This window comes from Thauera sp. DNT-1 (assembly GCF_055393985.1).
In genome coordinates this window covers 1,877,746-1,897,722 of the sequence record NZ_AP043752.1, presented here as the reverse complement: position 1 = coordinate 1,897,722, position 19,977 = coordinate 1,877,746, and the positions used below count along the sequence as shown (strand labels likewise).

At 67.1% G+C, this 19,977-nt stretch carries 24 protein-coding genes and 1 tRNA gene; 10 read left to right on the top strand and 15 right to left on the bottom strand.

What is annotated here, in order from left to right; genetic code table 11:
* Positions 1-24 precede the first annotated feature (24 nt).
* Positions 25-915, top strand: a complete 891-nt coding sequence (locus ACZ5PP_RS08815) for an ABC transporter substrate-binding protein (protein WP_464826967.1) — start codon at positions 25-27, stop codon at positions 913-915.
* Positions 912-2,246 (top strand): diguanylate cyclase, encoded by a 1,335-nt coding sequence (locus ACZ5PP_RS08810; RefSeq protein WP_004306289.1) that lies wholly within the window; start codon positions 912-914, stop codon positions 2,244-2,246. Before ACZ5PP_RS08815 ends, ACZ5PP_RS08810 begins: the two co-directional genes overlap by 4 nt.
* Before the next feature lie 38 nt (positions 2,247-2,284).
* Here ACZ5PP_RS08810 and apaG read toward each other — a convergent pair whose 3' ends face one another.
* Complete coding sequence (gene apaG, locus ACZ5PP_RS08805; RefSeq protein ID WP_004306290.1) at positions 2,285-2,668, bottom strand: Co2+/Mg2+ efflux protein ApaG; 384 nt, start codon at positions 2,666-2,668, stop codon at positions 2,285-2,287.
* Positions 2,669-2,736: 68 nt separating this feature from the next.
* On the opposite strand from apaG, the gene purB reads away from it, so the two are divergent.
* Both purB and ACZ5PP_RS08795 read left to right on the top strand, forming a co-directional pair.
* A complete protein-coding gene (purB, locus tag ACZ5PP_RS08800) occupies positions 2,737-4,113 on the top strand; it encodes an adenylosuccinate lyase (RefSeq protein WP_004306292.1) in 1,377 nt (458 codons plus the stop codon).
* Positions 4,114-4,197: 84 nt separating this feature from the next.
* Positions 4,198-4,515 (top strand): DUF2322 family protein, encoded by a 318-nt coding sequence (locus ACZ5PP_RS08795; RefSeq protein ID WP_004306294.1) that lies wholly within the window; start codon positions 4,198-4,200, stop codon positions 4,513-4,515.
* A gap of 298 nt (positions 4,516-4,813) precedes the next feature.
* Here the strand turns inward: ACZ5PP_RS08795 and secF are convergent, their stop codons facing one another.
* The 5 genes from secF to queA form a co-directional block, all read right to left on the bottom strand.
* Positions 4,814-5,746 (bottom strand): protein translocase subunit SecF, encoded by a 933-nt coding sequence (gene secF, locus ACZ5PP_RS08790; protein WP_043743233.1) that lies wholly within the window; start codon positions 5,744-5,746, stop codon positions 4,814-4,816.
* A 27-nt stretch (positions 5,747-5,773) separates the two neighbouring features.
* Complete coding sequence (secD, locus tag ACZ5PP_RS08785; RefSeq protein WP_004306298.1) at positions 5,774-7,639, bottom strand: protein translocase subunit SecD; 1,866 nt, start codon at positions 7,637-7,639, stop codon at positions 5,774-5,776.
* 160 nt (positions 7,640-7,799) lie between these two features.
* Positions 7,800-8,126, bottom strand: coding sequence for a preprotein translocase subunit YajC (yajC, locus tag ACZ5PP_RS08780; RefSeq protein WP_004306300.1), 327 nt, complete (start codon positions 8,124-8,126; stop codon positions 7,800-7,802).
* A 91-nt stretch (positions 8,127-8,217) separates the two neighbouring features.
* Positions 8,218-9,330: a tRNA guanosine(34) transglycosylase Tgt gene (tgt, locus tag ACZ5PP_RS08775; RefSeq protein WP_004306301.1), complete on the bottom strand. Its 1,113-nt coding sequence runs from the start codon at positions 9,328-9,330 to the stop codon at positions 8,218-8,220.
* Positions 9,320-10,396, bottom strand: a complete 1,077-nt coding sequence (queA, locus tag ACZ5PP_RS08770) for a tRNA preQ1(34) S-adenosylmethionine ribosyltransferase-isomerase QueA (protein ID WP_043743235.1) — start codon at positions 10,394-10,396, stop codon at positions 9,320-9,322. The genes tgt and queA overlap by 11 nt, the downstream gene beginning before the upstream one ends.
* A gap of 92 nt (positions 10,397-10,488) precedes the next feature.
* On the opposite strand from queA, the gene ACZ5PP_RS08765 reads away from it, so the two are divergent.
* Both ACZ5PP_RS08765 and ACZ5PP_RS08760 read left to right on the top strand, forming a co-directional pair.
* Positions 10,489-10,573: transfer RNA gene (locus ACZ5PP_RS08765), tRNA-Leu, on the top strand.
* 163 nt (positions 10,574-10,736) lie between these two features.
* Positions 10,737-11,954: a tyrosine-type recombinase/integrase gene (locus tag ACZ5PP_RS08760; protein WP_464826966.1), complete on the top strand. Its 1,218-nt coding sequence runs from the start codon at positions 10,737-10,739 to the stop codon at positions 11,952-11,954.
* A gap of 128 nt (positions 11,955-12,082) precedes the next feature.
* On the opposite strand, the gene ACZ5PP_RS08755 is transcribed toward ACZ5PP_RS08760, so the two are convergent.
* A complete protein-coding gene (locus tag ACZ5PP_RS08755; protein ID WP_464826965.1) occupies positions 12,083-12,316 on the bottom strand; it encodes a BRO-N domain-containing protein in 234 nt (77 codons plus the stop codon).
* Positions 12,317-12,473: 157 nt separating this feature from the next.
* On the opposite strand from ACZ5PP_RS08755, the gene ACZ5PP_RS08750 reads away from it, so the two are divergent.
* Positions 12,474-12,653, top strand: coding sequence for a hypothetical protein (locus tag ACZ5PP_RS08750; RefSeq protein ID WP_464826964.1), 180 nt, complete (start codon positions 12,474-12,476; stop codon positions 12,651-12,653).
* Between the two features lie 43 nt (positions 12,654-12,696).
* Here ACZ5PP_RS08750 and ACZ5PP_RS08745 read toward each other — a convergent pair whose 3' ends face one another.
* The 8 genes from ACZ5PP_RS08745 to nhaR form a co-directional block, all read right to left on the bottom strand.
* On the bottom strand, positions 12,697-12,873 hold the full coding sequence (locus ACZ5PP_RS08745; RefSeq protein ID WP_464826963.1) for a hypothetical protein: 177 nt from the start codon (positions 12,871-12,873) through the stop codon (positions 12,697-12,699).
* Positions 12,874-12,981: 108 nt separating this feature from the next.
* Positions 12,982-13,200 (bottom strand): hypothetical protein, encoded by a 219-nt coding sequence (locus ACZ5PP_RS08740; protein ID WP_464826962.1) that lies wholly within the window; start codon positions 13,198-13,200, stop codon positions 12,982-12,984.
* A 627-nt stretch (positions 13,201-13,827) separates the two neighbouring features.
* Positions 13,828-14,124 (bottom strand): hypothetical protein, encoded by a 297-nt coding sequence (locus tag ACZ5PP_RS08735; RefSeq protein WP_464826961.1) that lies wholly within the window; start codon positions 14,122-14,124, stop codon positions 13,828-13,830.
* The gene (locus tag ACZ5PP_RS08730) at positions 14,121-14,558 is read right to left on the bottom strand and encodes a hypothetical protein (protein ID WP_464826960.1); all 438 of its coding nucleotides are present in this window, start codon (positions 14,556-14,558) and stop codon (positions 14,121-14,123) included. Before ACZ5PP_RS08730 ends, ACZ5PP_RS08735 begins: the two co-directional genes overlap by 4 nt.
* The gene (locus ACZ5PP_RS08725; RefSeq protein ID WP_464826959.1) at positions 14,555-14,806 is read right to left on the bottom strand and encodes a hypothetical protein; all 252 of its coding nucleotides are present in this window, start codon (positions 14,804-14,806) and stop codon (positions 14,555-14,557) included. Before ACZ5PP_RS08725 ends, ACZ5PP_RS08730 begins: the two co-directional genes overlap by 4 nt.
* Positions 14,803-15,369 carry an HNH endonuclease signature motif containing protein gene (locus ACZ5PP_RS08720; RefSeq protein WP_464826958.1) on the bottom strand — a complete coding sequence of 189 codons (567 nt, stop codon included), beginning with the start codon at positions 15,367-15,369 and terminating at the stop codon, positions 14,803-14,805. Before ACZ5PP_RS08720 ends, ACZ5PP_RS08725 begins: the two co-directional genes overlap by 4 nt.
* Complete coding sequence (locus ACZ5PP_RS08715) at positions 15,369-15,596, bottom strand: helix-turn-helix transcriptional regulator (RefSeq protein WP_464826957.1); 228 nt, start codon at positions 15,594-15,596, stop codon at positions 15,369-15,371. The genes ACZ5PP_RS08720 and ACZ5PP_RS08715 overlap by 1 nt, the downstream gene beginning before the upstream one ends.
* 1,078 nt (positions 15,597-16,674) lie before the next feature.
* Entirely contained in the window at positions 16,675-17,571 is an 897-nt protein-coding gene (gene nhaR / locus ACZ5PP_RS08710; protein WP_004306305.1) for a transcriptional activator NhaR, read from the bottom strand.
* Positions 17,572-17,721: 150 nt separating this feature from the next.
* Here nhaR and ACZ5PP_RS08705 point away from each other — a divergent pair, with 150 nt between their 5' ends.
* From ACZ5PP_RS08705 to ACZ5PP_RS08695, 3 genes are all read left to right on the top strand, one after another.
* Complete coding sequence (locus ACZ5PP_RS08705) at positions 17,722-18,054, top strand: HPF/RaiA family ribosome-associated protein (protein ID WP_004306307.1); 333 nt, start codon at positions 17,722-17,724, stop codon at positions 18,052-18,054.
* Positions 18,055-18,147: 93 nt separating this feature from the next.
* Complete coding sequence (locus ACZ5PP_RS08700; RefSeq protein ID WP_004306308.1) at positions 18,148-18,813, top strand: Bax inhibitor-1/YccA family protein; 666 nt, start codon at positions 18,148-18,150, stop codon at positions 18,811-18,813.
* A gap of 168 nt (positions 18,814-18,981) precedes the next feature.
* Positions 18,982-19,947 (top strand): acetyl-CoA carboxylase carboxyltransferase subunit alpha, encoded by a 966-nt coding sequence (locus tag ACZ5PP_RS08695; RefSeq protein ID WP_043743239.1) that lies wholly within the window; start codon positions 18,982-18,984, stop codon positions 19,945-19,947.
* Positions 19,948-19,977: the final 30 nt, after the last annotated feature.

The window sequence follows — 19,977 nt, the reverse complement described above, 5'->3', positions numbered from 1 at the left end:
CTGCGCGTCGCAGCGGCGCTCGCCATGCTCGCGCTGCTGCCTGTGCTCGGCCTGTCCGTTGCGCACGCGATGGAGGTGGCGGTGCTGGTTTCCGAGCCGGGGGGGCGCGGTCAGCGCTTCGTCGAGGCGCTCGATGCCGCGCTCGCGCCCGGGGTGCATCGGCTGGCAGGCGCGGGGCTCGCCGGCGGGGAGGCAGATACGGCGCTGCTCGGCCGCGCCGATCTCGTACTCGCGGTCGGCCACGCGGCGGCGGAGCGTGCCCTGCGGGATTTCTCGCGGCCGGTGCTGGCCGTGCTCGTCGGCCTGCGCGACCTGGATCGCCTCAAGCGGGCGCATCCCGCGCGGGATCTCGGCGCGGTGGTGCTCGACCAGCCGCTCGAACGTCATCTCCGTCTCGTGCGCGCGGTCCTGCCCGACGCGAAGCGCGTCGGCGTGCTGCTCGGACCGGACAGCGTCGTGCAACTGCCCGGCCTCCAGCATGCAGCGGACGCGCTGCGCTTGCAGGCCGACGTCCATGAGGTGCGCGAGGTGGCGGACCTCGTGCCGGCGCTCGATCACCTGCTCTTTGCCGGCGACGCCCTGCTGCCCCTGCCCGACGGCCTTGTCTCGGGGCCGGCCGCGGCGCGCACGATCCTGCTCACCAGTTACCGCCACCGCCGGCCGGTGTTCGCCCACTCGGCCGCCTATGTCACCGCGGGTGCGCTCGCCGCGGTGTTCAGCACGCCAGAGCACGTCGCGGTGGATGTCGCGGACCTGCTGGCGGCAGCCAAGGAGCCTGCGGCCCTGGTGCGCAAGATCCACTCGCCGCGCCGCTTCGATGTCGCGGTCAATCGCGCGGTGGCGCGGGCGCTGGGGCTCGTGGTCGCGGACGAGCAGGTGTTGCGCGAGCGGATTGCCGACGGAGGGGCGCAATGATCGCCGCGCTTTCCCGTTATTCGCTGCGGCGACAGATGCTGTTGGTGCTCGGCCTGCCGAGCGTCGTGTTCGTGCTCTGCATCGCCGCGCTCTTCGCTTACCAGAGCAGTCGCGCGCTCGACCAGGCCCTGCTCGAACGCGGCCGTGCCATGGTGCGCTTCCTCGCGCCGGCGGCTGAATATGTGCTCGTGTCGGGCAACCGCGAAGCGCTCGGCGCGCTGATGGCGCGGGTGCAGGTCCAGCCCGACGTGGTCGGCGTCGGGTTCTACGATGCGGGCGGCGACGCGCTGGCGACGCTGGGAGAGGGGGTGTCGCCACGGCTGGCCGCGCCGTCGCGCGCCGAGGGGGACGAGATCCGTGTCGACCTCGCGGACGGTGCGATCGGCTTCGAGGCGCCGGTGGTGGCGGTGCCCGCGACGGTGGACGACTATGCGGAGGATTCGTCGTCGAAGACGGCGCCGGTCGTCGGCCACGTCCGCGTGGTGCTCGGCACCGCGCGTCTGGATGCCGAGAAGCGCGGGGTCTTCCTGACCGTGAGCCTGTTGGTGCTGGGCGTGCTCGCGACGGCGATGGCAATCGCGGTGCGTCTGGCCGGATCGGTCGGCGAGCCGGTCGCTGCCCTGGTGGATGCGGTCGGGCGCATGGCCGACGGCGACCTCGCGGCGCGCGTACCGGCGCGTGCGCGCAACGGCGAGTTGAAGGCGCTCGAAGCGGGATTCAACGCCATGGCCGAGGCGATCGCCGAGAACCAGCGCACGCTGCAGGCCCGCATCGACGAGGCCACCGTGCAACTGGCCTGGCAGGCCCGCCACGACCCGCTGACGGGGCTCGCCAACCGGCGCGCCTTCGAGGAGCGCATCGAGCAGGCGGTGCGTGCGCACCGGCGCTCGGGCGACCAGATCACCCTCTTCTATATCGACCTCGATCACTTCAAGGTGGTCAATGACAGCTGCGGCCATGCTGCGGGAGACCGGCTGCTGAGCGAGCTCGGTGCCCTGCTCAAGGGTCGCTTGCGCTCCGAGGACGAAGTGTTCCGCATCGGTGGCGACGAGTTCGCCGCGATCTTGCGCGGTTGTGGCCGCGAGGACGCGCGCCGCATCGCCGAGGGGCTGTGCGCGGCGATCGCCGCGCATGCGTTCGAGTCCGACGGCAGGGCCTTCCGCGTCGGCGCCAGCATCGGGCTCGCGCGCATGGACCCGGACCTGCAGGAGGCCGACGCGCTGATGATCGCCGCCGACCAGGCGTGCTACGCCGCCAAGCACGGCGGCCGTGGTCACGTGGTGGAGTATCCGCTGCCATTCGTCGCCCCGGGGAGCGCGCGCCCGGGCTAGCAGCTGGGCACGATCGTCCGCCGTGACCGGCAGCGCGCTCAGTGCAGCGCTTTCGGCACCGCCAGCATGAAGGCCGGAATCTCGGCCTCGAACTCGTGGCCGTCGTCCGCGCGCATGCGGTAGCTGCCCTGCATCGTCCCCACCGGCGTGGCGAGCACGCAGCCGCTGGTGTAGCGGAAGGCCTGGCCGGGGCCGAGCACCGGCTGCTCGCCGACCACGCCCTGGCCGTGGACTTCCTGCATCTTGCCGTTGCCGTCGGTGATCACCCAGTGGCGCGCGAGCAGCTGGGCGCGCACCTCGCCGGTGTTGAGGACGGTGATGTGGTAGGCGAACACGAAGTGCTCGTCCTGCGGGCGCGACTGGTCGGCGACGTATTCGGCGACCGCGGTCACCTGGACGCGGTAAGGCGTGGTCTCGCTCATCGTCTTTTGTTCTCGGTGGGGAAGAGGGGCAGGCGTTAAAATAGCAGTTTTTCCCGGAAGCTCCCGCCATGTCGAACGCCGCCCCGTCCCCGCTCACCGCCCTGTCTCCGCTCGATGGTCGCTACCATGGCAAGGTCGCCGGCCTGCGCGAACACTTTTCGGAGCACGGCCTGATTCGCAACCGCGTGCGCGTCGAGGTCGAATGGCTGAAGGCACTCGCCGCCGAGCCGGCACTGGCCGAGATTGCCCCGTTCTCGCCGGCCACGGTGGTGGAGCTCGACGCCGTGGTGGCGCAGTTCTCGACCGACGACGGCGAAGCGGTGAAGGCGATCGAGGCCACCACCAACCACGACGTCAAGGCCATGGAGTACTGGCTCAAGAAGCGCCTCGGCCACAACGCCGAGGTGATGAAGGTGTCCGAGTTCATCCACTTCGCCTGCACCTCCGAAGACATCAACAACACCTCGCACGCGCTGATGCTGGCCGAAGGCCGCGACCGTGTGCTGCTGCCGGCGCTCGACGCGGTGATCGCCCGGTTCCGCGAGTTGGCCCACGCGCTCGCCGACCTGCCGATGCTGTCGCGCACCCACGGCCAGCCCGCCAGCCCGACCACGCTCGGCAAGGAGATGGCCAACATCGCGGCGCGCCTGATGCGGGCGCGCGCAGCCATCGCCGGCGTGGCGATGACCGCCAAGTTCAACGGCGCGGTCGGCAACTACAACGCCCACCTGTCGGCTTGGCCGCAATTCGACTGGGAGGGCTTCAACCGCCGCTTCATCGAGTCCCTGGGGCTGACCTTCAACGAATACACCATCCAGATCGAGCCGCACGACGCCATGGCCGAGCTCTTCGACGCCATCGCGCGCGCCAACACCATGCTGATCGACGCCTGCCGCGACATCTGGATGTACATCTCGCTCGGCTACTTCAAGCAGAAGCTCAAGGAAGGCGAGGTCGGCTCCTCGACCATGCCGCACAAGGTCAACCCGATCGACTTCGAGAATGCCGAGGGCAACTTCGGCCTCGCCAACGCGGTGCTCAAGCACTTCTCCGAGAAGCTGCCGATCTCGCGCATGCAGCGCGACCTCACCGACTCGACCGTGCTGCGCAACATGGGCGTGGGCTTCGGCCACACGGTGCTCGCACTCGACAGTTGCCTGCGCGGCCTGGGCAAGCTCGAGGCCGAGCCCACGCGCCTGGCGGCGGACCTGGATGACTGCTGGGAGGTGCTCGCCGAGCCGGTGCAGACCGTGATGCGCCGCTATGGCATCGCCAACCCCTACGAGCAGCTCAAGGCCATGACGCGCGGCAAGGGCATCACCCGCGAGGCGCTGCAGGAATTCATCCGCACCCTGGCCATCCCCGCCGAGGCGCGTGACCACCTGCTGGCGATGACGCCGGCGAGCTACGTCGGCAAGGCGGCGGAGCTCGCCCGCCGCATCTGAGCGTCGCCCGAATCCGCCGGCCGCGCGCCGGCGCCCATCCCGACGCCACCCTTGCGGTGGCGTTTTCAATCCAGGAGAAACCCTATGGCCTTCGCCGACAACCTCAAGACCCTGCCCGGCGTGTCTCACCTCGCCGCGTTGAATCTGATCGACGCCGCCGACGCGGTCGTCGCCACCATCGAGAACAAGCCCGGCCAGGCCGGCTCGCTGGCGGTCTACAACCACCTCGCCCAGCTCTACGGCGCGATCAGCCCCGAGGCGGCGAAGAAGGGTCTGGAGCTCTATGCCGAGCACACTGAGGATGCCCGCGCCAACCCCGGCAAGCATCCCAACATCGACCGCCTGATCGGGCTGATCGAGCGTGGGGAAACGCTGCGGGTGAAGCAGGTGTTCGCGGTGTGAGGTTCCGCATGGTGTGATCGCCTGCGCGGCGGCGGCGGCGACGCAAACTCGTCGCTGCGCTCCTCGGGCATGCGTCGCCTTGTTTCCCCCGCGACGCCCTCCACCTCGGCGCTCCTGAAGTTGGCGCCCGCCGCCCCGAGCCCCGACCCGCAGCCTTGCGTTCGGGGGTGTCGCAGGCTGGCGTTTTCCAGTTGCGCCGCGTTCGCAGGGACGGAGGCGTTGCCGAGGCGCTGATTCCCACAGGCAAGAAAAAAGCGCCGCGCGGGCGCCTTTTCCGGTCGGGAAGCGCGCAGCAGCCTCAGACCACCGCCTCTTCCTTCTCCTTCTTCGGCTTGATGAACTGCTCGCGCGACACGCCCAGCCACATCACCAGCGGGCTCGCCACCAGCACCGAGGAGTAGATGCCGAAGCAGATGCCGATCGTCAGCGCGAGCGAGAAGTAGTACAGCGTTTCGCCGCCGAAGACGAGCATCGACAGTACCATCACCTGCGTGCTGCCGTGGGTGATCACGGTGCGCGAGATGGTGCTCGTGATCGCGTGGTCCAGCACCTGCGGCGTGGTCATGTTGCGCTTCTTCTTGAAGGTCTCGCGCACGCGGTCGAACACCACCACGGACTCGTTCACCGAGTAGCCCAGCACCGCCAGCACCGCCGCCAGCACCGGGAGCGAGAACTCCCACTGGAAGAAGGCGAAGAAGCCCAGGATGATGATGACGTCGTGCAGGTTGGCGATGATCGCCGACACCGCGAAGCGCCACTCGAAGCGCAGCGCCAAGTAGATCATGATGCCGACGATCACCAGCAGCAGCGCCATCGAGCCGTCGGCGGCGAGCTCCTTGCCGACCTGCGGGCCGACGAATTCCACCCGGCGCAGCTCGGGGGCGGGGCCGCCGACCTGCTGCAGCGTGTTCATCACCGTCTCGGACACGCGCGATGTCTCCAGGTCCTCGCGGTTGGGCAGGCGGATCAGCAGGTCGCGTGCGCTGCCGAAGTTCTGCACCTGCGCGTCGGGGTAGCCGCTGCCCGCCAGCGCCTCGCGAATCGGCTCGAGCTGCGGTGCCTGGGCGTAGCTGACCTCGACCAAGGTGCCGCCGGTGAACTCCACCGACAGGTGCAGGCCGCGGGTGAGGAGGAAGAAGACCGCCAGCGCGAAGGTGAGCAACGAGATGACGTTGAACACCAGCGCGTGGCGCATGAAGGGGATGTCTTTCTTGATGCGGAAGAATTCCATGGTCGTGTTTCCTGTGCGTTCGTCCGCTTATTTCGTATCCGGCTTCCACACCTGGCCGATCGACAGGCTTTCGACCTTGCGGCGACGGCCGTAGATGAAATTGATCAGCATCCGCGACACCAGGATCGCGCTGAACATCGAGGTCAGGATGCCCAGGCAGTGCACCACCGCGAAGCCGCGCACCGGACCGGAGCCGAACACCAGCAGCGCGATGCCCGCGATCAGCGTGGTGATGTTGGAGTCGAGGATGGTGTCCCAGGCGCGGTCGTAACCGGCCGCGATGGCCGCCTGCGGGCTGGCGCCGTTGCGCAGTTCCTCGCGGATGCGCTCGTTGATCAGCACGTTGGAGTCGATCGCCATGCCCAGGGTCAGCGCCATCGCGGCGATGCCGGGCAGGGTCAGCGTGGCCTGCAGCAGCGACAGCAGCGCCACCAGCAGCAGCAGGTTGGCGGCGAGCGCGATCGACGAAACGAGGCCCACCAGCAGGTAGTAGCCGCACATGAACACGACGATGGCGAGGAAGCCCCACAGCGTCGAGTTGAAGCCCTTCGCGATGTTCTCCGCGCCCAGGCTGGGGCCGACGGTGCGCTCCTCGATGATCTCCATCGGCGCCGCCAGCGAGCCGGCGCGCAGCAGCAGCGCGACGTCGTTGGCCTCGACGGTGCTCATGCGACCGGAGATCTGCACGCGCCCGCCGCCGATCTCGCTGCGGATCACCGGCGCGGTCACGACCTCGCCCTTGCCCTTCTCGAACAGCAGGATGGCCATGCGCTTGCCGACGCTCTCGCGCGTGACGTCGCGGAAGATGCGCGCGCCTGCGGCATCGAGCGTGAGGTGTACCGCGGGTTCGTTGGTCTGGCCGTCGAAGCCGGGCTGGGCGTCGGTGAGGCGGTCTCCGGTGAGCACGACCTGCTTCTTGACCAGCAGCGGCGAGCCGCCACGCTCGTTGTAGAGCTCCGTGCCGAAGGGTACGCTGCCGGCGAGCGCCTGCTCGATCGCGCCCGGGGTGTCGTCCACCATGCGCACTTCCAGCGTGGCGGTGCGGCCGAGGATGTCCTTGGCCTTGGCCACGTCCTGCACGCCGGGCAGCTGCACGACGATGCGCTCGGCACCCTGCTGCTGGATCACCGGCTCGGCGACGCCGAGCTCGTTGATGCGGTTGTGCAGGGTGGTGATGTTCTGCTTGATCGCGAAGTCGCGCATGGTCTGCTGCGCCTGCGGCGTCAGCGTGGCGACCAGCTTGAGGTCGTCGGCGGCATCGTCGCGCTCGACGAGCTGCAGGTCGGTGGTGCTGTCGAGGATCGCGCGCCGGCCCGCCTCGCGCTGCGCGGCGTCGCGGAAGCGGATCACCACGGTGTTGCCTTCGCGGGTGATGCCGGCGTGGCGCACGCTCTTGTCGCGCATCAGGGTGCGCAGGTCGCCGGTGGTCGAGTCGAGACGCTTGACCAGCGCGCCCGGCATGTCCACCTCGAGCAGGAAGTGCACCCCGCCGCGCAGGTCGAGGCCGAGATACATCGGCAGCGCCTGGATCGAGGTGAGCCAGCTCGGCGAGGCCGACAGCAGGTTGAGCGCGACCACGTAGGACGGGTCGGCGGCGTCGGGGTTGAAGGTCTGCTCGATGACGTCCTTGGCGCGCAGCTGGGTCTCGGTGTCCTTGAAGCGGGCACGCACGCTGGTGGCGTCGGAGAAGATGCCGGTGTTCTCGATGCCGGCCGCCTTGAGCGCACCGGCGATGCGGTCGGTGGTGGCCGCGGTGTCGAGCTTGAGCGTGGCCTTGGCGCTGGACACCTGCACCGCCGGCACCTCGCCGTAGAAGTTGGGCAGGGTGTAGATCAGGCCCCAGAGCAGCACGAGGCCGATCAGGAGGTTCTTCCAGAGGGGATAGCGGTTCATCGTCGGCGGGAATTTGGGTGGAGCGGGGCCCGACGGGAGGCGTCGGGCTGCGCCTGCCGGGCGCCTGGCCGCACCCGTGGGGGCGGCGACGGATTGCAGGGGCCGGCCATGGGCCCGCGGCGGCGGCGCGGTCGAGCCGCCCGCCACCGCGCCGGGAGGGTCAGATCGCCTTCAGCGTGCCCTTGGGCAGCACGGTGGCGACGGCCTGTTTCTGCGCGGCGACCACGGTGTTGGGGGCGACTTCGATCTGCACGAAGCTGTCGCCGACTTCGACGACGCGGCCGGCGATGCCGCCGCCGGTGACGACTTCGTCACCCTTGGCGAGCGCCTCGACCATGGCCTTGTGTTCCTTCGCGCGCTTCATCTGCGGGCGGATCATCAGGAACCACAGCACCACGAACATCAGGATCAGCGGCAGCAGGCCCATCAGGCCTCCGGTGGGGTCGGCGGCGCCAGCGGCCTGGGCGTAGGCATTGGAAATCAGCACGTTGAAACTCCGGTTGGAAGAAAAACGATGAAGTATAGCAGCAGCCGGGACGGGGCCCGGGAGGGGTGAGACGGCCCGCGCGGCGAAGGGTTCAGCCCGTGCCGGTGGCGCGCTCGCCGCGGAAGCGCTGTACGTAGGGCGCGAACTCGCCGGCCGCGATCGCGGCGCGCAGCTCGGCTGTAAGCGTCTGGTAGTAGCGCAGGTTGTGCACCGTGTTGAGCATGCTGCCGAGGATCTCGCCGGTGCGGTGCAGGTGGTGCAGGTAGGCGCGGCTGAAGTTGCGGCAGGTGTAGCAGTCGCAGCTTGGGTCGAGCGGGCGGGTGTCGGCCTTGTGCACCGCGTTCTTGATCTTGATGTCGCCGTAGCGGGTGAACAGCCAGCCGTTGCGGGCGTTGCGGGTGGGCATCACGCAGTCGAACATGTCGATGCCGGCGGCGACGCCCGCGACGATGTCCTCGGGCGTGCCCACGCCCATCAGGTAGCGCGGCTTGCCCTGCGGCAGGCGCGGCGCAGTGTGGGCGAGGATGCGCGCCATGTCGTCCTTGGGTTCGCCCACCGACAGGCCGCCGATGGCGAAGCCGTGGAAGCCGATGTCTTCGAGTGCGGCCTGCGACTCGTCGCGCAGGTCCTCGTACATGCCGCCCTGGACGATGCCGAAGAGGGCGTTCTTGTTCTCGAGGCGATCGAACTCGTCGCGCGAGCGCTTCGCCCAGCGCTGCGACAGGCGCATCGACTTGGCCGCCTCGTCGCGAGTGGCGGGGTAGGGCGTGCATTCGTCGAAGATCATCACGATGTCCGAGTTCAGCACGCTCTGGATCTGCATCGAGATCTCGGGCGTCAGGAAGAGTTTCGCGCCGTCGATCGGGCTGGCGAACTTCACGCCTTCCTCGCTGATCTTGCGCAGCGCGCCCAGGCTGAAGACCTGGAAGCCACCCGAGTCGGTGAGGATGGGCTTGTCCCAGGCCATGAAGCGATGCAGGCCCTGGTGCGCGGAGATGATGTCCAGCCCCGGGCGCAGCCACAGGTGGAAGGTGTTGCCCAGGCAGATCTGCGCGCCGATGTCGGAGAGCATGGCCGGCGTCATCGCCTTGACCGTGCCATAGGTGCCGACCGGCATGAAGACCGGGGTCTCGACCACGCCGTGGGCGAGGGTGAGGCGTCCGCGGCGGGCGCCGCCGTCGGTGGTGAGGAGTTCAAACTGCATCGTCGTTCTTGTCGTTCTCGGATTCGTTGCGGCGGGTGATGAACATCGCGTCGCCGTAGCTGAAGAAGCGGTAGCGCTGCTCGACCGCATGCGCATAGGCGCGGCGGATGCTGTCCATGCCGGCGAAGGCCGACACCAGCATCATCAGGGTGGATCTGGGCAAGTGGAAGTTGGTGACCAGCGCATCCACCACCTGGAAGCGGAAGCCGGGCAGGATGAAGATCTCGGTCTCGCCGCTGCCGGCTTCGAGCGCGCCCTCCTGCGCCGCGGCCTCGAGCGCGCGCATGCTGGTGGTGCCGACCGCGATCACGCGCCCGCCGGCGGCGCGGGTGGCGGCGATGGCGTCCACCGTCTCCTGCGGGATCACGTAGCGCTCGCGGTGCATGCGGTGCTCGCCGAGATCGTCGACGCGCACCGGCTGGAAGGTGCCGGCGCCCACGTGCAGGGTGAGCCAGGCGCACTGGGCGCCGCGCGCGGCGATGCGCGCGAGCAGCGCGTCGTCGAAGTGCAGGCCGGCGGTGGGCGCGGCGACCGAGCCGGGCGCGCGTGCATAGACCGTCTGGTAACGGGACTCGTCGGCCTCGCCTGCGGCGCGCTGGATGTAGGGCGGCAGCGGCAGCTTGCCGTGGCGCTCGAGCAGCGCAAGGAGGTCTTCGTCGGGCGGAAAGCGCAGGTGGAAGAACTCGCCCACGCGGCCGAGCACCTCGACCTCGAACGCGTCCGCCAGGCGCAGCCGGCTGCCGGTCTTCGGCGACTTGCTCGCCCGCACCTGGGCGAGCGCCTCGTGCGGGCCGACCGGCCGCTCGATCAGCACCTCGACCTGGCCGCCGCTGTCCTTGACGCCGTGCAGACGGGCATGGATGACGCGGGTGTCGTTGAACACCAGCAGATCGCCGGGATTCACGCGCTCCGCAAGGGCGGAAAACACCGCGTCGGTGAGCCGCGGCGTGGCGCCCTCCTGCGGCTCCAGCACGAGCAGGCGGCTGGCGCTGCGCTCGGCCAGCGGTGCCTGGGCGATCAGCTCGGGAGGCAGGGTGTAGTCGAAGTCGGCGAGGGTGAGGGACATCGTGTTGTGTTCGGTGGAGATTGTTCTGGTCCGGAGCGGCTGACGGCTCGCTTGCCGCCCCGCCTCGTGTTCGGGGATAATGCGCGTCCCGTGCCGGGATGGCGGAATCGGTAGACGCAGCGGACTCAAAATCCGCCGCCGCAAGGTGTGTGGGTTCGAGTCCCACTCTCGGCACCATATGGATGTTTTTGGATGTCTTCAATCGTTCATTAACGCTTTACTCTTCAAGCAGTTAGCCGTTCTTTACGTCTTCCTGCGTCCAGATTCGTGTCTTGATTTCCAGTAGCTTTGACGGTAGCTTCGACGGTAACCCATCAACTACCGCCACCGAGTTACCGTCATGGCTCTCTCAGACACCGCAATCCGCAACGCCAAGCCGGCCGGCAAGCCCGTGAAGATAACAGACGGCGACGGGCTCTATCTACTCGTCCAGCCCTCGGGCGCGAAGTGGTGGCGCTTCGATTACCGCCTCGCCGGCAAGCGCAAGACCCTGAGCATGGGCGTGTATCCGGATGTCTCGCTGAAGCAGGCCAGGGAGAGGCGGGAGGATGCGCGCAAGCTGGTCGCCGCTGGGATCGATCCGAGCGCGCACCGCAAGGCAACGAAGGTCGCGACGGTAGGCAACACGTTCGAGGCGGTAGCTCGCGAGTGGTACGGCAAGCAGGTTACCGTCATCAAGGCGAGCACGGCAGACAAGCTGCTGCGGCGTCTGGAAGGCGATGTATTCCCCTTCATCGGCGCCCAGCCAATCGACCAGATCACAGCCCCCGACGTGCTGAAGGTCATCAAGCGCATCGACGGGCGCGGCGCCCACGACATCGCCAGGAGAATGCATCAGGCGATCGGCCGAATCTTCCGCTATGGCGTCGGGCATGGCCTCTGCGTGCGTGACCCGTCGCGCGACATCGAAATGCGGGACGTGCTCCAGCCGGTGAAGACCCGGCACCACGCCAGCATCACCGATCCCAAGCAGGTCGGCGCCCTGATGCGGGCGATTGACGGCTTCGTCGGTTCGTTCGTGACGAAGTGCGCCCTTCAGCTCGCGCCCCTTGTGTTCGTGCGTCCCGGCGAGTTGCGCTATGCCGAGTGGGCCGAAATCGACCTTGACGCGGCGGAATGGCGCATCCCCGCCGACAAGATGAAGATGGCTGAGACGCACATCGTCCCGCTATCTGCTCAGGCTGTGGCGATCCTGCGGGAGATTCAGCCGCTGACCGCCGGCAAGCGGTACGTCTTCCCGTCCGAGCGCGGCGGCGGGCGCCCGATGAGCGAGAACACGATCAACGCCGCATTGCGCCGACTCGGCTACACGCGCGACGAGATGACCGGCCACGGCTTCCGCAGCATGGCATCGACCCTGCTGCACGAACTGAGCTACCCGCACCACGTCATCGAGCGCCAGCTTGCCCACGCCGAGCGCAACGCAGTCAGTGCCGCCTACAACTTCGCGGAGTACCTGCCCGAGCGGCGGACGATGATGCAGGAATGGGCGGACCACCTGGACAAGCTGAAGCGCGGCGCGCAGGTCGTGCCGATCCGTGGGCCGGTCGCGGCGTAACAGCTGTTCGCCAGCCAGGGCGGGCAGCAGGGAGCGTGCAGCGGCAGCCCTATCCTGAGAATAGCCTTCTCCTCGCCCATGATGTAGGCGCCATCCTTGTGGATCGCGGGCAGCACGGTGCCCGTCACTCACTTCTTGAACCGCTTGGCAGTGGGCTTACGGCTCTTGAGGACGATCGCGTACAGGCCGGACTCGCTGATGATCGCGGCTTCTTGCTTTCCGCCAGGGGTGTCCACAATGCGGACGGCTATCTCGTCTTCGTCCGGGATGCGCAGCATGTGCGGCGCGTGCGAAAAGCCAAGCAGGCCCGCAACATCCTTCGCCACGAACCACGGCTCGCCGTCGATCTTCACCACGCGCACGGCGGCGCCCTCGAAGTCGAACGGGGTTGGGGTTCGATAGCCCTCGCCTATTGCTTCCGCATTCTGCGATCAACAGCTGTTCGCCGGCTGCTTCCTCCCTGGTGTGTCACCGCGCCGCCGGCTACGATGACCGCTCCATGATGACGGAGTGAAAACCATGCCTCTGAGCGAGAAGACCAGAGCGAAGCTGGCAGCATTGCCACTCGAGCGCCGCGCCAACGTGCTCAAGCTGGTGGCCGAGAAGCTGGCCAACGAGAGGCTGCGCCTGATGCAGCAGGCGGGCGAGGTTGCGGCCGAGCGCGAAAAGGAAAACGCCGCCACGAAGGACGGCGCTTGATCCTGCGGGCGGGCCTCTCAGCTGCCAGCCCTTTCCGGCTCGATCAGGCAACCGGGCGCAGCAGCTCGACCACGGCTGTCTGTAGCGCAGACTCCAGACCACGATCAAGATTCACGCTCAGGGCTTCCCCGTTCTCGCGCGCAAGTGCGGCCTCTTCCAGCAGGACGGCGATGGCGTGAGCGGCGCGGGCGTTACGTTCGGCGGCGAAGGTGGTTTGCATGATGTTCTGCTCCTTGGTTGAAAGTCATCAGGTGCAGCCATCATGCCATCGCATGAACGAATATGCAATACAACTACTGTTTGTAAATCAACAACTTAGGTTGCTATCTTATTGCGGAAGGGTGGGCATCTTAAGATCATCGAATACGTTCGGGGCTGCAATCCTCTCTTCCTTGTTCAGCCGAAGGAGCGTTACCTCTCCGGTCCAGCGATCAAGGCGGTATGCAAGGCCCGTAGCAGTGGGAATGACCTCAAAGCGGAAGAAGTGGGCGAGGATGGCGGCGCCGAGTATGACGCCGGCTGCAATGAGCTTGGCATGTTGGTTCATGACAGGAATGTATCAGCGTTCCGGCTTCGGTGGGAGTGTGGCGGCGGCCGCAAATGAGAACGGCTCGCATTTACTCGCACCCGCTGAACATCGCTTGACCAGCTCCACACCCTCTCGGCTTCAATACAGCCCCGCTACGCCATCCTGAGCCCGCCGACATGGGGTAGGGTGCCTTCGGTCGTTTCGTCGGCTCCTGCGGCCCATACGGCAGCCAGAGCGCCAGCAATGGCGGGAGCTTCAGGCAATGGCGGGACAATGCCGGCTTTCTGCGCCTCGGTTGCGTTTCGCATGGCGGGATGGTGGGGGCGGCTCGCTTCCGCTGCGGACTTTCGTGACCGAGCGGACAGAGCGGAAACGCGGGACCATGCAACATGGTTGCATTTGGACGTGCCGCTTGGTGGTAGCGGCTTCCCGGCGGTGGTTATGCCGGCCTGACGACCGATCCGCCAGCCAGGAGGGCCAGCTAGCAGCCAGTAGCCAGCGTGCCGCGCTCGGGGTGCGGTGGCGTGCCGGCCGGGGTGTTGCGTTGAATGCACTCGCTTCCGCCCGTCGCCAGCATCCGAGTCTCCGGCCGGCTGCCGGTGTGGCAAGAGGTGGGTGTTTCACCCTCCCCATGCCTCTGTGCTGTTACCGGGCGCCCTTCGCTTCCGGGTGGCGTGCCTTCCTGCGTCGGGCCATCGGTGCAGGCGCCGGGCTTCCCGCCTTCACGTCGGCCATTATCCGGCTCAACAGCTGTTCGGCCATCTGCTCGGCATCCACGACGACGGGGATCAGGTGGGCGCGGTGCTTCACGATGCGATCACGCAGGCGTTTCCTCGTCTGCTCCTCGCCGCCCAGCATCAGCCGGTCGCCATCCTGTTCGTATCGGATCGTCGCGCCGCCCTCGATCAGAGCACGAAGCGCCTTGCGTGAATGGGCGTTCATGCTACCTCCTCTTGGGGTTGGTTGGCGTGCTCGGCGTTCGGATGGGTGGCCCATGTCCATGACTCCCGCTGCATCTGGCGGCTTTCGCGTGCCTCGGTGCTCTCCTTTTGGGTGCGCTTGGCCTCCTTGTGCGCCGCCGTTTTCCCGACTCGAGCATAGGTCAGCTGGAACTCGTAAGAGCCCTTCCCGCCTGGGCGAACGAAAGCGCGAGTCTCGACCAGATGCTTAACGGCCCGCTCAACCGTTTTCTCGGTGATTTTGAGATCCTTCATGATGTCCGACTTTCTCAACATCACGACACTTCCGTCAATGCCAGCGTTCTGCAACTCGCGCGCCGCATACATGGCGACGCTGAGGGCGGCGGGATGCTTGGCTAGCTTCTGGAAAATGAAGTCCGTATCGATCATGGCCCACGGATACGGCATCGGCTTCACGCGGCCACCTCCCGCCAGTCGTCGCCGATGGGGCGGCACTGGTGCAGATCGCAATCTGACTTGGCGCAGCGACTGACCTTTGACGGGTCGAATCGACGGCAGGCAAAGCAGCAGGCCGCGATTACGGCGTCGGGGCTCGCTCCGCTAGATAGCGCCCGCTCGAAAATCTTGCGGAATGCGGGCGGAACGTGCTGACTGAGGAACCAGCGTACCTGGGCTTTCGCCTCTCTGATCGCCCGCTTGTTCATGCGAATGCCTCCGCATGTGGGTTGAACATCGGGTGAATGCGGGCCTTCTCTGCAAGGTAGGCGCGGTGTGCTTCGTGCTTGTCATCGAACTGACCGACGATGCGCGGCCAGCCGCCCTCCCAAACCTGCGCCGCCCAACGGCCCCCACGCTTGATCACGCCGGGCAGGCCGCTCTGCTGGTTGGCGCGCAACGCGGTGTTCTGCGCGTTCTCGGCAAGGGTGCATTCACGCAAGTTGCAGATGCGGTTATCACTCGTGACTCTGTTTATGTGGTCGATCACCTCGACCGGCCATCGGCCATGTACGATGAGCCATGCAACGCGGTGCGCCCGGTAGGTCAGGCCGTCGATCAGAACGGTTACATACCCCTTTGTGTCGATCTTGCCGGCCTTTCGCCCTTTCCGTGGGCCTGCCCTCCACCGGAGTTCGCCGGTATCGGGGCTGTAGTCCAGCAGTTCGCGCGCCCGCTCGGCGGTCAGTGGATCATTCTCGCGGCAGGTTGGCCGGGGCTTGCGGCGGGTCTCCGGCGGTGGGATTGGAACGTGGCTGTCGATCTTGAACATCAGGCCGCCCCTTGGGATGCGGCTGCGCGCTCGGCGATCCATGCCTCGATAGCCTGGGCGGGCCATGCAATCGCGCGATCGCCGATCTTGATCGGCTGCGGGAATTCGCCGCGCTTGACGAGCTGGTACAGGTGGGCACGGCTGATGCCGATTTCGGCGGTCAGCTGATTGACGCGGTAGAGCAGCTTGCTGGCGGCGGGCTTGATTTCGTGGGTGGCAGTGGTCATACTCTCGGCTCCATCTCGGTGGTTGATCGGCTTTGCAGCTGGTTGATTCGGTTGATGTGAGGCGGTGTCTGGGGAGACGCTGTAATCGCTTCACAACTTCGATTATACCATTCGAGACCTGTGCGAAACGGGTTTGCACTGTTCGTGCATACAGTGCTTTTTCGGGGCTGGCGCGCTTCTTGCTTCACCTTGAGGCGAACCGACTTTATTGTCGGTCGGGCCGACTTTAAAGTCGGTGCCCTCCAGCAACGGCGCGGGTTTCAAGCGTGCCCCCTCTTATGATCTCTACGGGGTCACAAGGGGCAGCCCCTTGGCGGGTGTGGGCAGCGCCCATGCTCTCTCAGCCTTCGCGGTTCGGCTTTCGTGCGCTGGTCGTTTCGCGTCACCTTCCTGTCCTTCCCCTCTCGCCTGCCGTGTCTGCGCCTTCGGGTCAGCGGCTCACGTTGTCGCCGCTTCGTCCTCGCGAGCTGATGCGTCCGCATTCGCCGGCCAGGGAAGGGTGGTGGGGATTGGCGCGTCTGCTCCTGGTTGGTTGCGCGTCCGTCCGCCACTCCCACCAGCTGTTCCGCGCCGCCGTGCTGCCGGCCTGCTGCCCCTGGATGGCGTCTGCTGCGGGTGGGCGTGCGTGATGGCGGGATGGGTGAATGGTTCGTTCAGCCTGGAGCCGCCTGCGGAGCACGGTGGCGGTCTCGGCGTGTCCTTCCGGGTGCGTCCGGTGCTCTGGCGGTGACCTGCTTGACGGGGCAGTCAGCCCGGATGACGGTAACTTTGACGGTAGCGCGGAAATCGAATTGAGCAAAAAGCCCGTCATTTATGGGCTTGGGCTGTTTTTGTGGGTTCCACTCTCGCACCAGTTTTCGGCTCCGCCGGTCGGCATCGACCGCCGGCGGCTCTTCGATGAACGCGGCGTTCGACCCCGCCCGTCGAGTAGTCGTTCGCGACGGAGTCCTCCGCTCGCTTTTCCTCTTCCTGCGTTCCGGCTGCCTGCCTTCTTGCTGAGGGAGCGCGCTTGCCAGCGTTGCCGGTCGCCGTCCGTTCCCGGCCCGCGATTCTGTAGCGCCCCGGGGCGAAAATCAAATCAGGCGAAGTTCTGCTTCGCGTGCGCGCCCTCGCTGATCGCGCGCACCGCGGGGTGGGTCAGTCTGCGCTCCACCGAGATCGCGTAGTAGGTTTCGGTGACGCCCTTCGCGTCCCCCAGATGCACCAGCCCGCCCTGGCGGCAGAGCTGCTCGCCGACCAGCGAAGCGCTCGGGAAGATGCCCGCGCCGGCCTCGGCGAAGGCGCGCATCAGCGCGCTGTCGTCGAATTCGCCGACGATGCGCGGGCGCAGCCCGGCGGCCTCGATCCAGCGCAGCAGCGGCCCGCGCACGCTCGCCTCCACCCCGGGCAGCAGCAGCGGTGCGCCGTCGAGGCGGGCGGGGAAGTCGCCGGCAAGGCGGGCGGCGAGCGCGGGCGCGGCGTAGAAGCCGATGGTCGATTCGCCGAGCGCGTGGCTGAAACCGCGCACGTCCATGGCGGGCGGCAGCGGGCTGTCGGCGAGCACCACGTCGAGCTTGTGGATCGCGAGTTCGCCGAGCAGGGCGTCGAACTTGCCCTCCCGGCAGACGATGCGCATCGGCTCGGGGAGATCCATCGAGGGTGCCAGCAGCAACCACGCGATCGCCTTCGGCACCACGTCGGCGATGCCCACCCGGAAAGGCACCGCGCGCCCCGTCGCGCGGCTCTGCAGCGCTTCCTCGAGCTCGTTGCCGAGGCGGAAGATCTCCTCGGCGTAGTCCAGCACCATGCGCCCGGTCTCGGTCAGCACCAGGCCGCGGCCCTGGCGCTTGAACAGGTTTACGCCGAGATCGGTCTCCAGGGTGGCGATCTGGCCGGACAGGGTCTGCGGCGCCAGGCCGGAACGTTCCGCCGCGCGCACGATCCCACCCGCGCGGGCCACCGTCCAGAAATGATGGAGCTGCTTGTAGTTCAGCATGGGGCGCCTCCGGCGTGCGCACTTCGATACTTCGGAAAAATCGGATTCAAATTCTGCTGAACCGAGATTCTATCGAACAGTCTGAGCGGTAGTATCCACCGGAGCACAGGGCCCGATGGATCCGTGCAACGAAAACGAAGGAGACTGGACATGCGTATCGATCTGCATTGCGACGGTGTGGAGACCGCCCCCGGCCTGCGCGACTACGTGGCGCAGCGGATGCGTGCTTCGATTGGCCGCTTCCGCGACCACATCCAGTGGGCGCGCGTGAAGGTCGCCGATGTGAATGGTGCGGAGGGCGGCGCCGACAAGCGTTGCGTGGTTCAGCTGCGCCTGCGCAACCTCCCCGATGTGGTTTTCGCCATCACTCAGCTCGACGTGCGCGCGGCGGTGGACGAGGCCGCCGACCGGGTCGCCCGCGTGCTCGCCCAGCGCGTGCGCCGCCACCAGCGCGGGCCGGCGATGGCCGCGATCCCGGCATGATTTTCTCGTAGTTCCTGCAGCAAACCCCCGGTCGTCCGCCCGTTCGGCGCCGGTTCCAAAACAAATCGACGATCCCACTGGAGGACCTCCACCATGGAAAACCGCATCAGTACCCTGGGCCGGGCCGAAGCCTCGGTCCTGCAGACCAACAAGGTCATCCGCAACACCTACATGCTGCTGTCGCTCACGCTGGCCTTCTCGGCGCTGACCGCCGGCCTGTCGATGGCGATGGGCGCGCCGCGCCTGGGCATCCTGATCACGCTGGCCGGCTACTTCGGCCTGCTCTTCGCCACTACCAAGTTCCGCGACAGCAGCCTGGGCATCGTGTTCGTGTTCGCGCTGACCGGCTTCATGGGCTTCACCCTCGGCCCGATCATCTCGTCCTACCTCGCCCTGCCCAATGGCGGCTCGATCGTGATGCAGGCGATGGCCGGCACCGCGGCGATCTTCCTTGGCCTGTCGGCCTACGCGGTGACCACCAAGAAGGACTTCTCCTTCATGGGCGGCTTCCTGATGGTCGGCATCCTGGTGGCCTTCCTTGCCGGCCTGGGCGCGATCTTCTTCGAGATCCCGGCGCTGTCGCTGACCGTCTCGGCTGCCTTCGTGATGCTGATGTCGGGCCTCATCCTGTACGAGACCAGCAACATCATCCACGGCGGCGAGACCAACTACATCATGGCCACGGTGTCGCTGTTCGTGTCGATCTTCAACCTCTTCACCAGCCTGCTGCACCTGCTGGGGTTCGCCAACAACGACTGACCCGGAGCGCCCGCCACGGCGGGCGCCTTCCGGAATGGGGCGGTGGCCGCGAGGCGCCGCCCCATTCTTTTGCGCGCGAGCACGGGTTTTGCGCTGCAGCACGCGCGCCGCGCGCGGCCGGGCGGCTGGCGTTACAATGGCGCACATTTTTGACTGGGACAGCCCGGGATGAAGACCACCTTTCTTGATTTCGAAACGGCGATCTCCGAACTCGAGGAAAAGATCGACCAGCTGCGCTTCGTCCAGGACGATCCGGCGGTCGACATCTCCGACGAGATCAAGCGGCTCGAGGCCAAGAGCCAGTCGCTGACCAAGGACCTCTACGCCAAGCTCAGCCCCTGGCAGATCGCCCAGGTCGCGCGCCACCCGCAGCGCCCCTACACGCTGGACTACGCCAGCCTGATGTTCACCGACTTCCACGAGCTGCACGGCGACCGCAACTACGCCGACGACAAGGCCATCGTAGGCGGGCTGGCGCGCTTCAACGGCCAGGCCTGCGTGGTGATCGGTCATCAGAAGGGTCGCGACACCAAGGAAAAGATCGCGCGCAACTTCGGCATGCCGCGCCCCGAGGGCTACCGCAAGGCGATGCGCCTGATGAAGATGGCGGAGAAGTTCGCGCTGCCGGTGTTCACCTTCGTCGACACGCCGGGGGCCTATCCCGGCATCGGCGCCGAGGAGCGCGGCCAGTCCGAGGCGATCGGGCACAGCATCTACCTGATGTCCGAGCTCAAGACCCCGATCATCAGCACCATCATCGGCGAAGGCGGCTCGGGCGGCGCGCTCGCGATCGCGGTCGCCGACCGCGTGCTGATGCTGCAATACTCGACCTACTCGGTGATCTCGCCCGAAGGTTGCGCCTCGATCCTGTGGAAGAGCGCGGAGAAGGCCGCCGACGCGGCCGAGACCATGGGCATCACCGCGGCGCGCCTGAAGTCGCTCGACCTGGTCGACAAGGTGGTCGACGAGCCGATCGGCGGCGCCCACCGCGACCACCGTGCGATGGCCGCCACGCTCAAGCGCGCGCTCGCCGACGCGCTGCGCGAGCTCGAGGCGCTGTCGCCCTCCGAGCTCGTCGAGCAGCGCTACCAGAAGCTGATGAGCTACGGCCGCTACAAGGAAAAGGCGGCCTGAGGCCTTCTCGCCGCTCGAGCCCGGTCGGGC

Bases quoted from the DNA above. Each gene is read 5' to 3' on its own strand.
- ACZ5PP_RS08740 (WP_464826962.1), bottom strand. From the start codon at position 13,200: ATGAACCAACATGCCAAGCTCATTGCAGCCGGCGTCATACTCGGCGCC.
- ACZ5PP_RS08760 (WP_464826966.1), top strand. From the start codon at position 10,737: ATGGCTCTCTCAGACACCGCAATCCGCAACGCCAAGCCGGCCGGCAAG.
- nhaR (WP_004306305.1), bottom strand. From the start codon at position 17,571: ATGCTGAACTACAAGCAGCTCCATCATTTCTGGACGGTGGCCCGCGCG.
- ACZ5PP_RS08745 (WP_464826963.1), bottom strand. From the start codon at position 12,873: ATGCAAACCACCTTCGCCGCCGAACGTAACGCCCGCGCCGCTCACGCC.
- ACZ5PP_RS08795 (WP_004306294.1), top strand. From the start codon at position 4,198: ATGGCCTTCGCCGACAACCTCAAGACCCTGCCCGGCGTGTCTCACCTC.
- secD (WP_004306298.1), bottom strand. From the start codon at position 7,639: ATGAACCGCTATCCCCTCTGGAAGAACCTCCTGATCGGCCTCGTGCTG.
- purB (WP_004306292.1), top strand. From the start codon at position 2,737: ATGTCGAACGCCGCCCCGTCCCCGCTCACCGCCCTGTCTCCGCTCGAT.
- ACZ5PP_RS08720 (WP_464826958.1), bottom strand. From the start codon at position 15,369: ATGTTCAAGATCGACAGCCACGTTCCAATCCCACCGCCGGAGACCCGC.
- ACZ5PP_RS08815 (WP_464826967.1), top strand. From the start codon at position 25: ATGCTCGCGCTGCTGCCTGTGCTCGGCCTGTCCGTTGCGCACGCGATG.
- ACZ5PP_RS08725 (WP_464826959.1), bottom strand. From the start codon at position 14,806: ATGAACAAGCGGGCGATCAGAGAGGCGAAAGCCCAGGTACGCTGGTTC.
- secF (WP_043743233.1), bottom strand. From the start codon at position 5,746: ATGGAATTCTTCCGCATCAAGAAAGACATCCCCTTCATGCGCCACGCG.
- ACZ5PP_RS08705 (WP_004306307.1), top strand. From the start codon at position 17,722: ATGCGTATCGATCTGCATTGCGACGGTGTGGAGACCGCCCCCGGCCTG.
- ACZ5PP_RS08810 (WP_004306289.1), top strand. From the start codon at position 912: ATGATCGCCGCGCTTTCCCGTTATTCGCTGCGGCGACAGATGCTGTTG.
- tgt (WP_004306301.1), bottom strand. From the start codon at position 9,330: ATGCAGTTTGAACTCCTCACCACCGACGGCGGCGCCCGCCGCGGACGC.
- queA (WP_043743235.1), bottom strand. From the start codon at position 10,396: ATGTCCCTCACCCTCGCCGACTTCGACTACACCCTGCCTCCCGAGCTG.
- apaG (WP_004306290.1), bottom strand. From the start codon at position 2,668: ATGAGCGAGACCACGCCTTACCGCGTCCAGGTGACCGCGGTCGCCGAA.
- ACZ5PP_RS08695 (WP_043743239.1), top strand. From the start codon at position 18,982: ATGAAGACCACCTTTCTTGATTTCGAAACGGCGATCTCCGAACTCGAG.
- ACZ5PP_RS08735 (WP_464826961.1), bottom strand. From the start codon at position 14,124: ATGAACGCCCATTCACGCAAGGCGCTTCGTGCTCTGATCGAGGGCGGC.
- ACZ5PP_RS08700 (WP_004306308.1), top strand. From the start codon at position 18,148: ATGGAAAACCGCATCAGTACCCTGGGCCGGGCCGAAGCCTCGGTCCTG.
- ACZ5PP_RS08750 (WP_464826964.1), top strand. From the start codon at position 12,474: ATGCCTCTGAGCGAGAAGACCAGAGCGAAGCTGGCAGCATTGCCACTC.
- ACZ5PP_RS08715 (WP_464826957.1), bottom strand. From the start codon at position 15,596: ATGACCACTGCCACCCACGAAATCAAGCCCGCCGCCAGCAAGCTGCTC.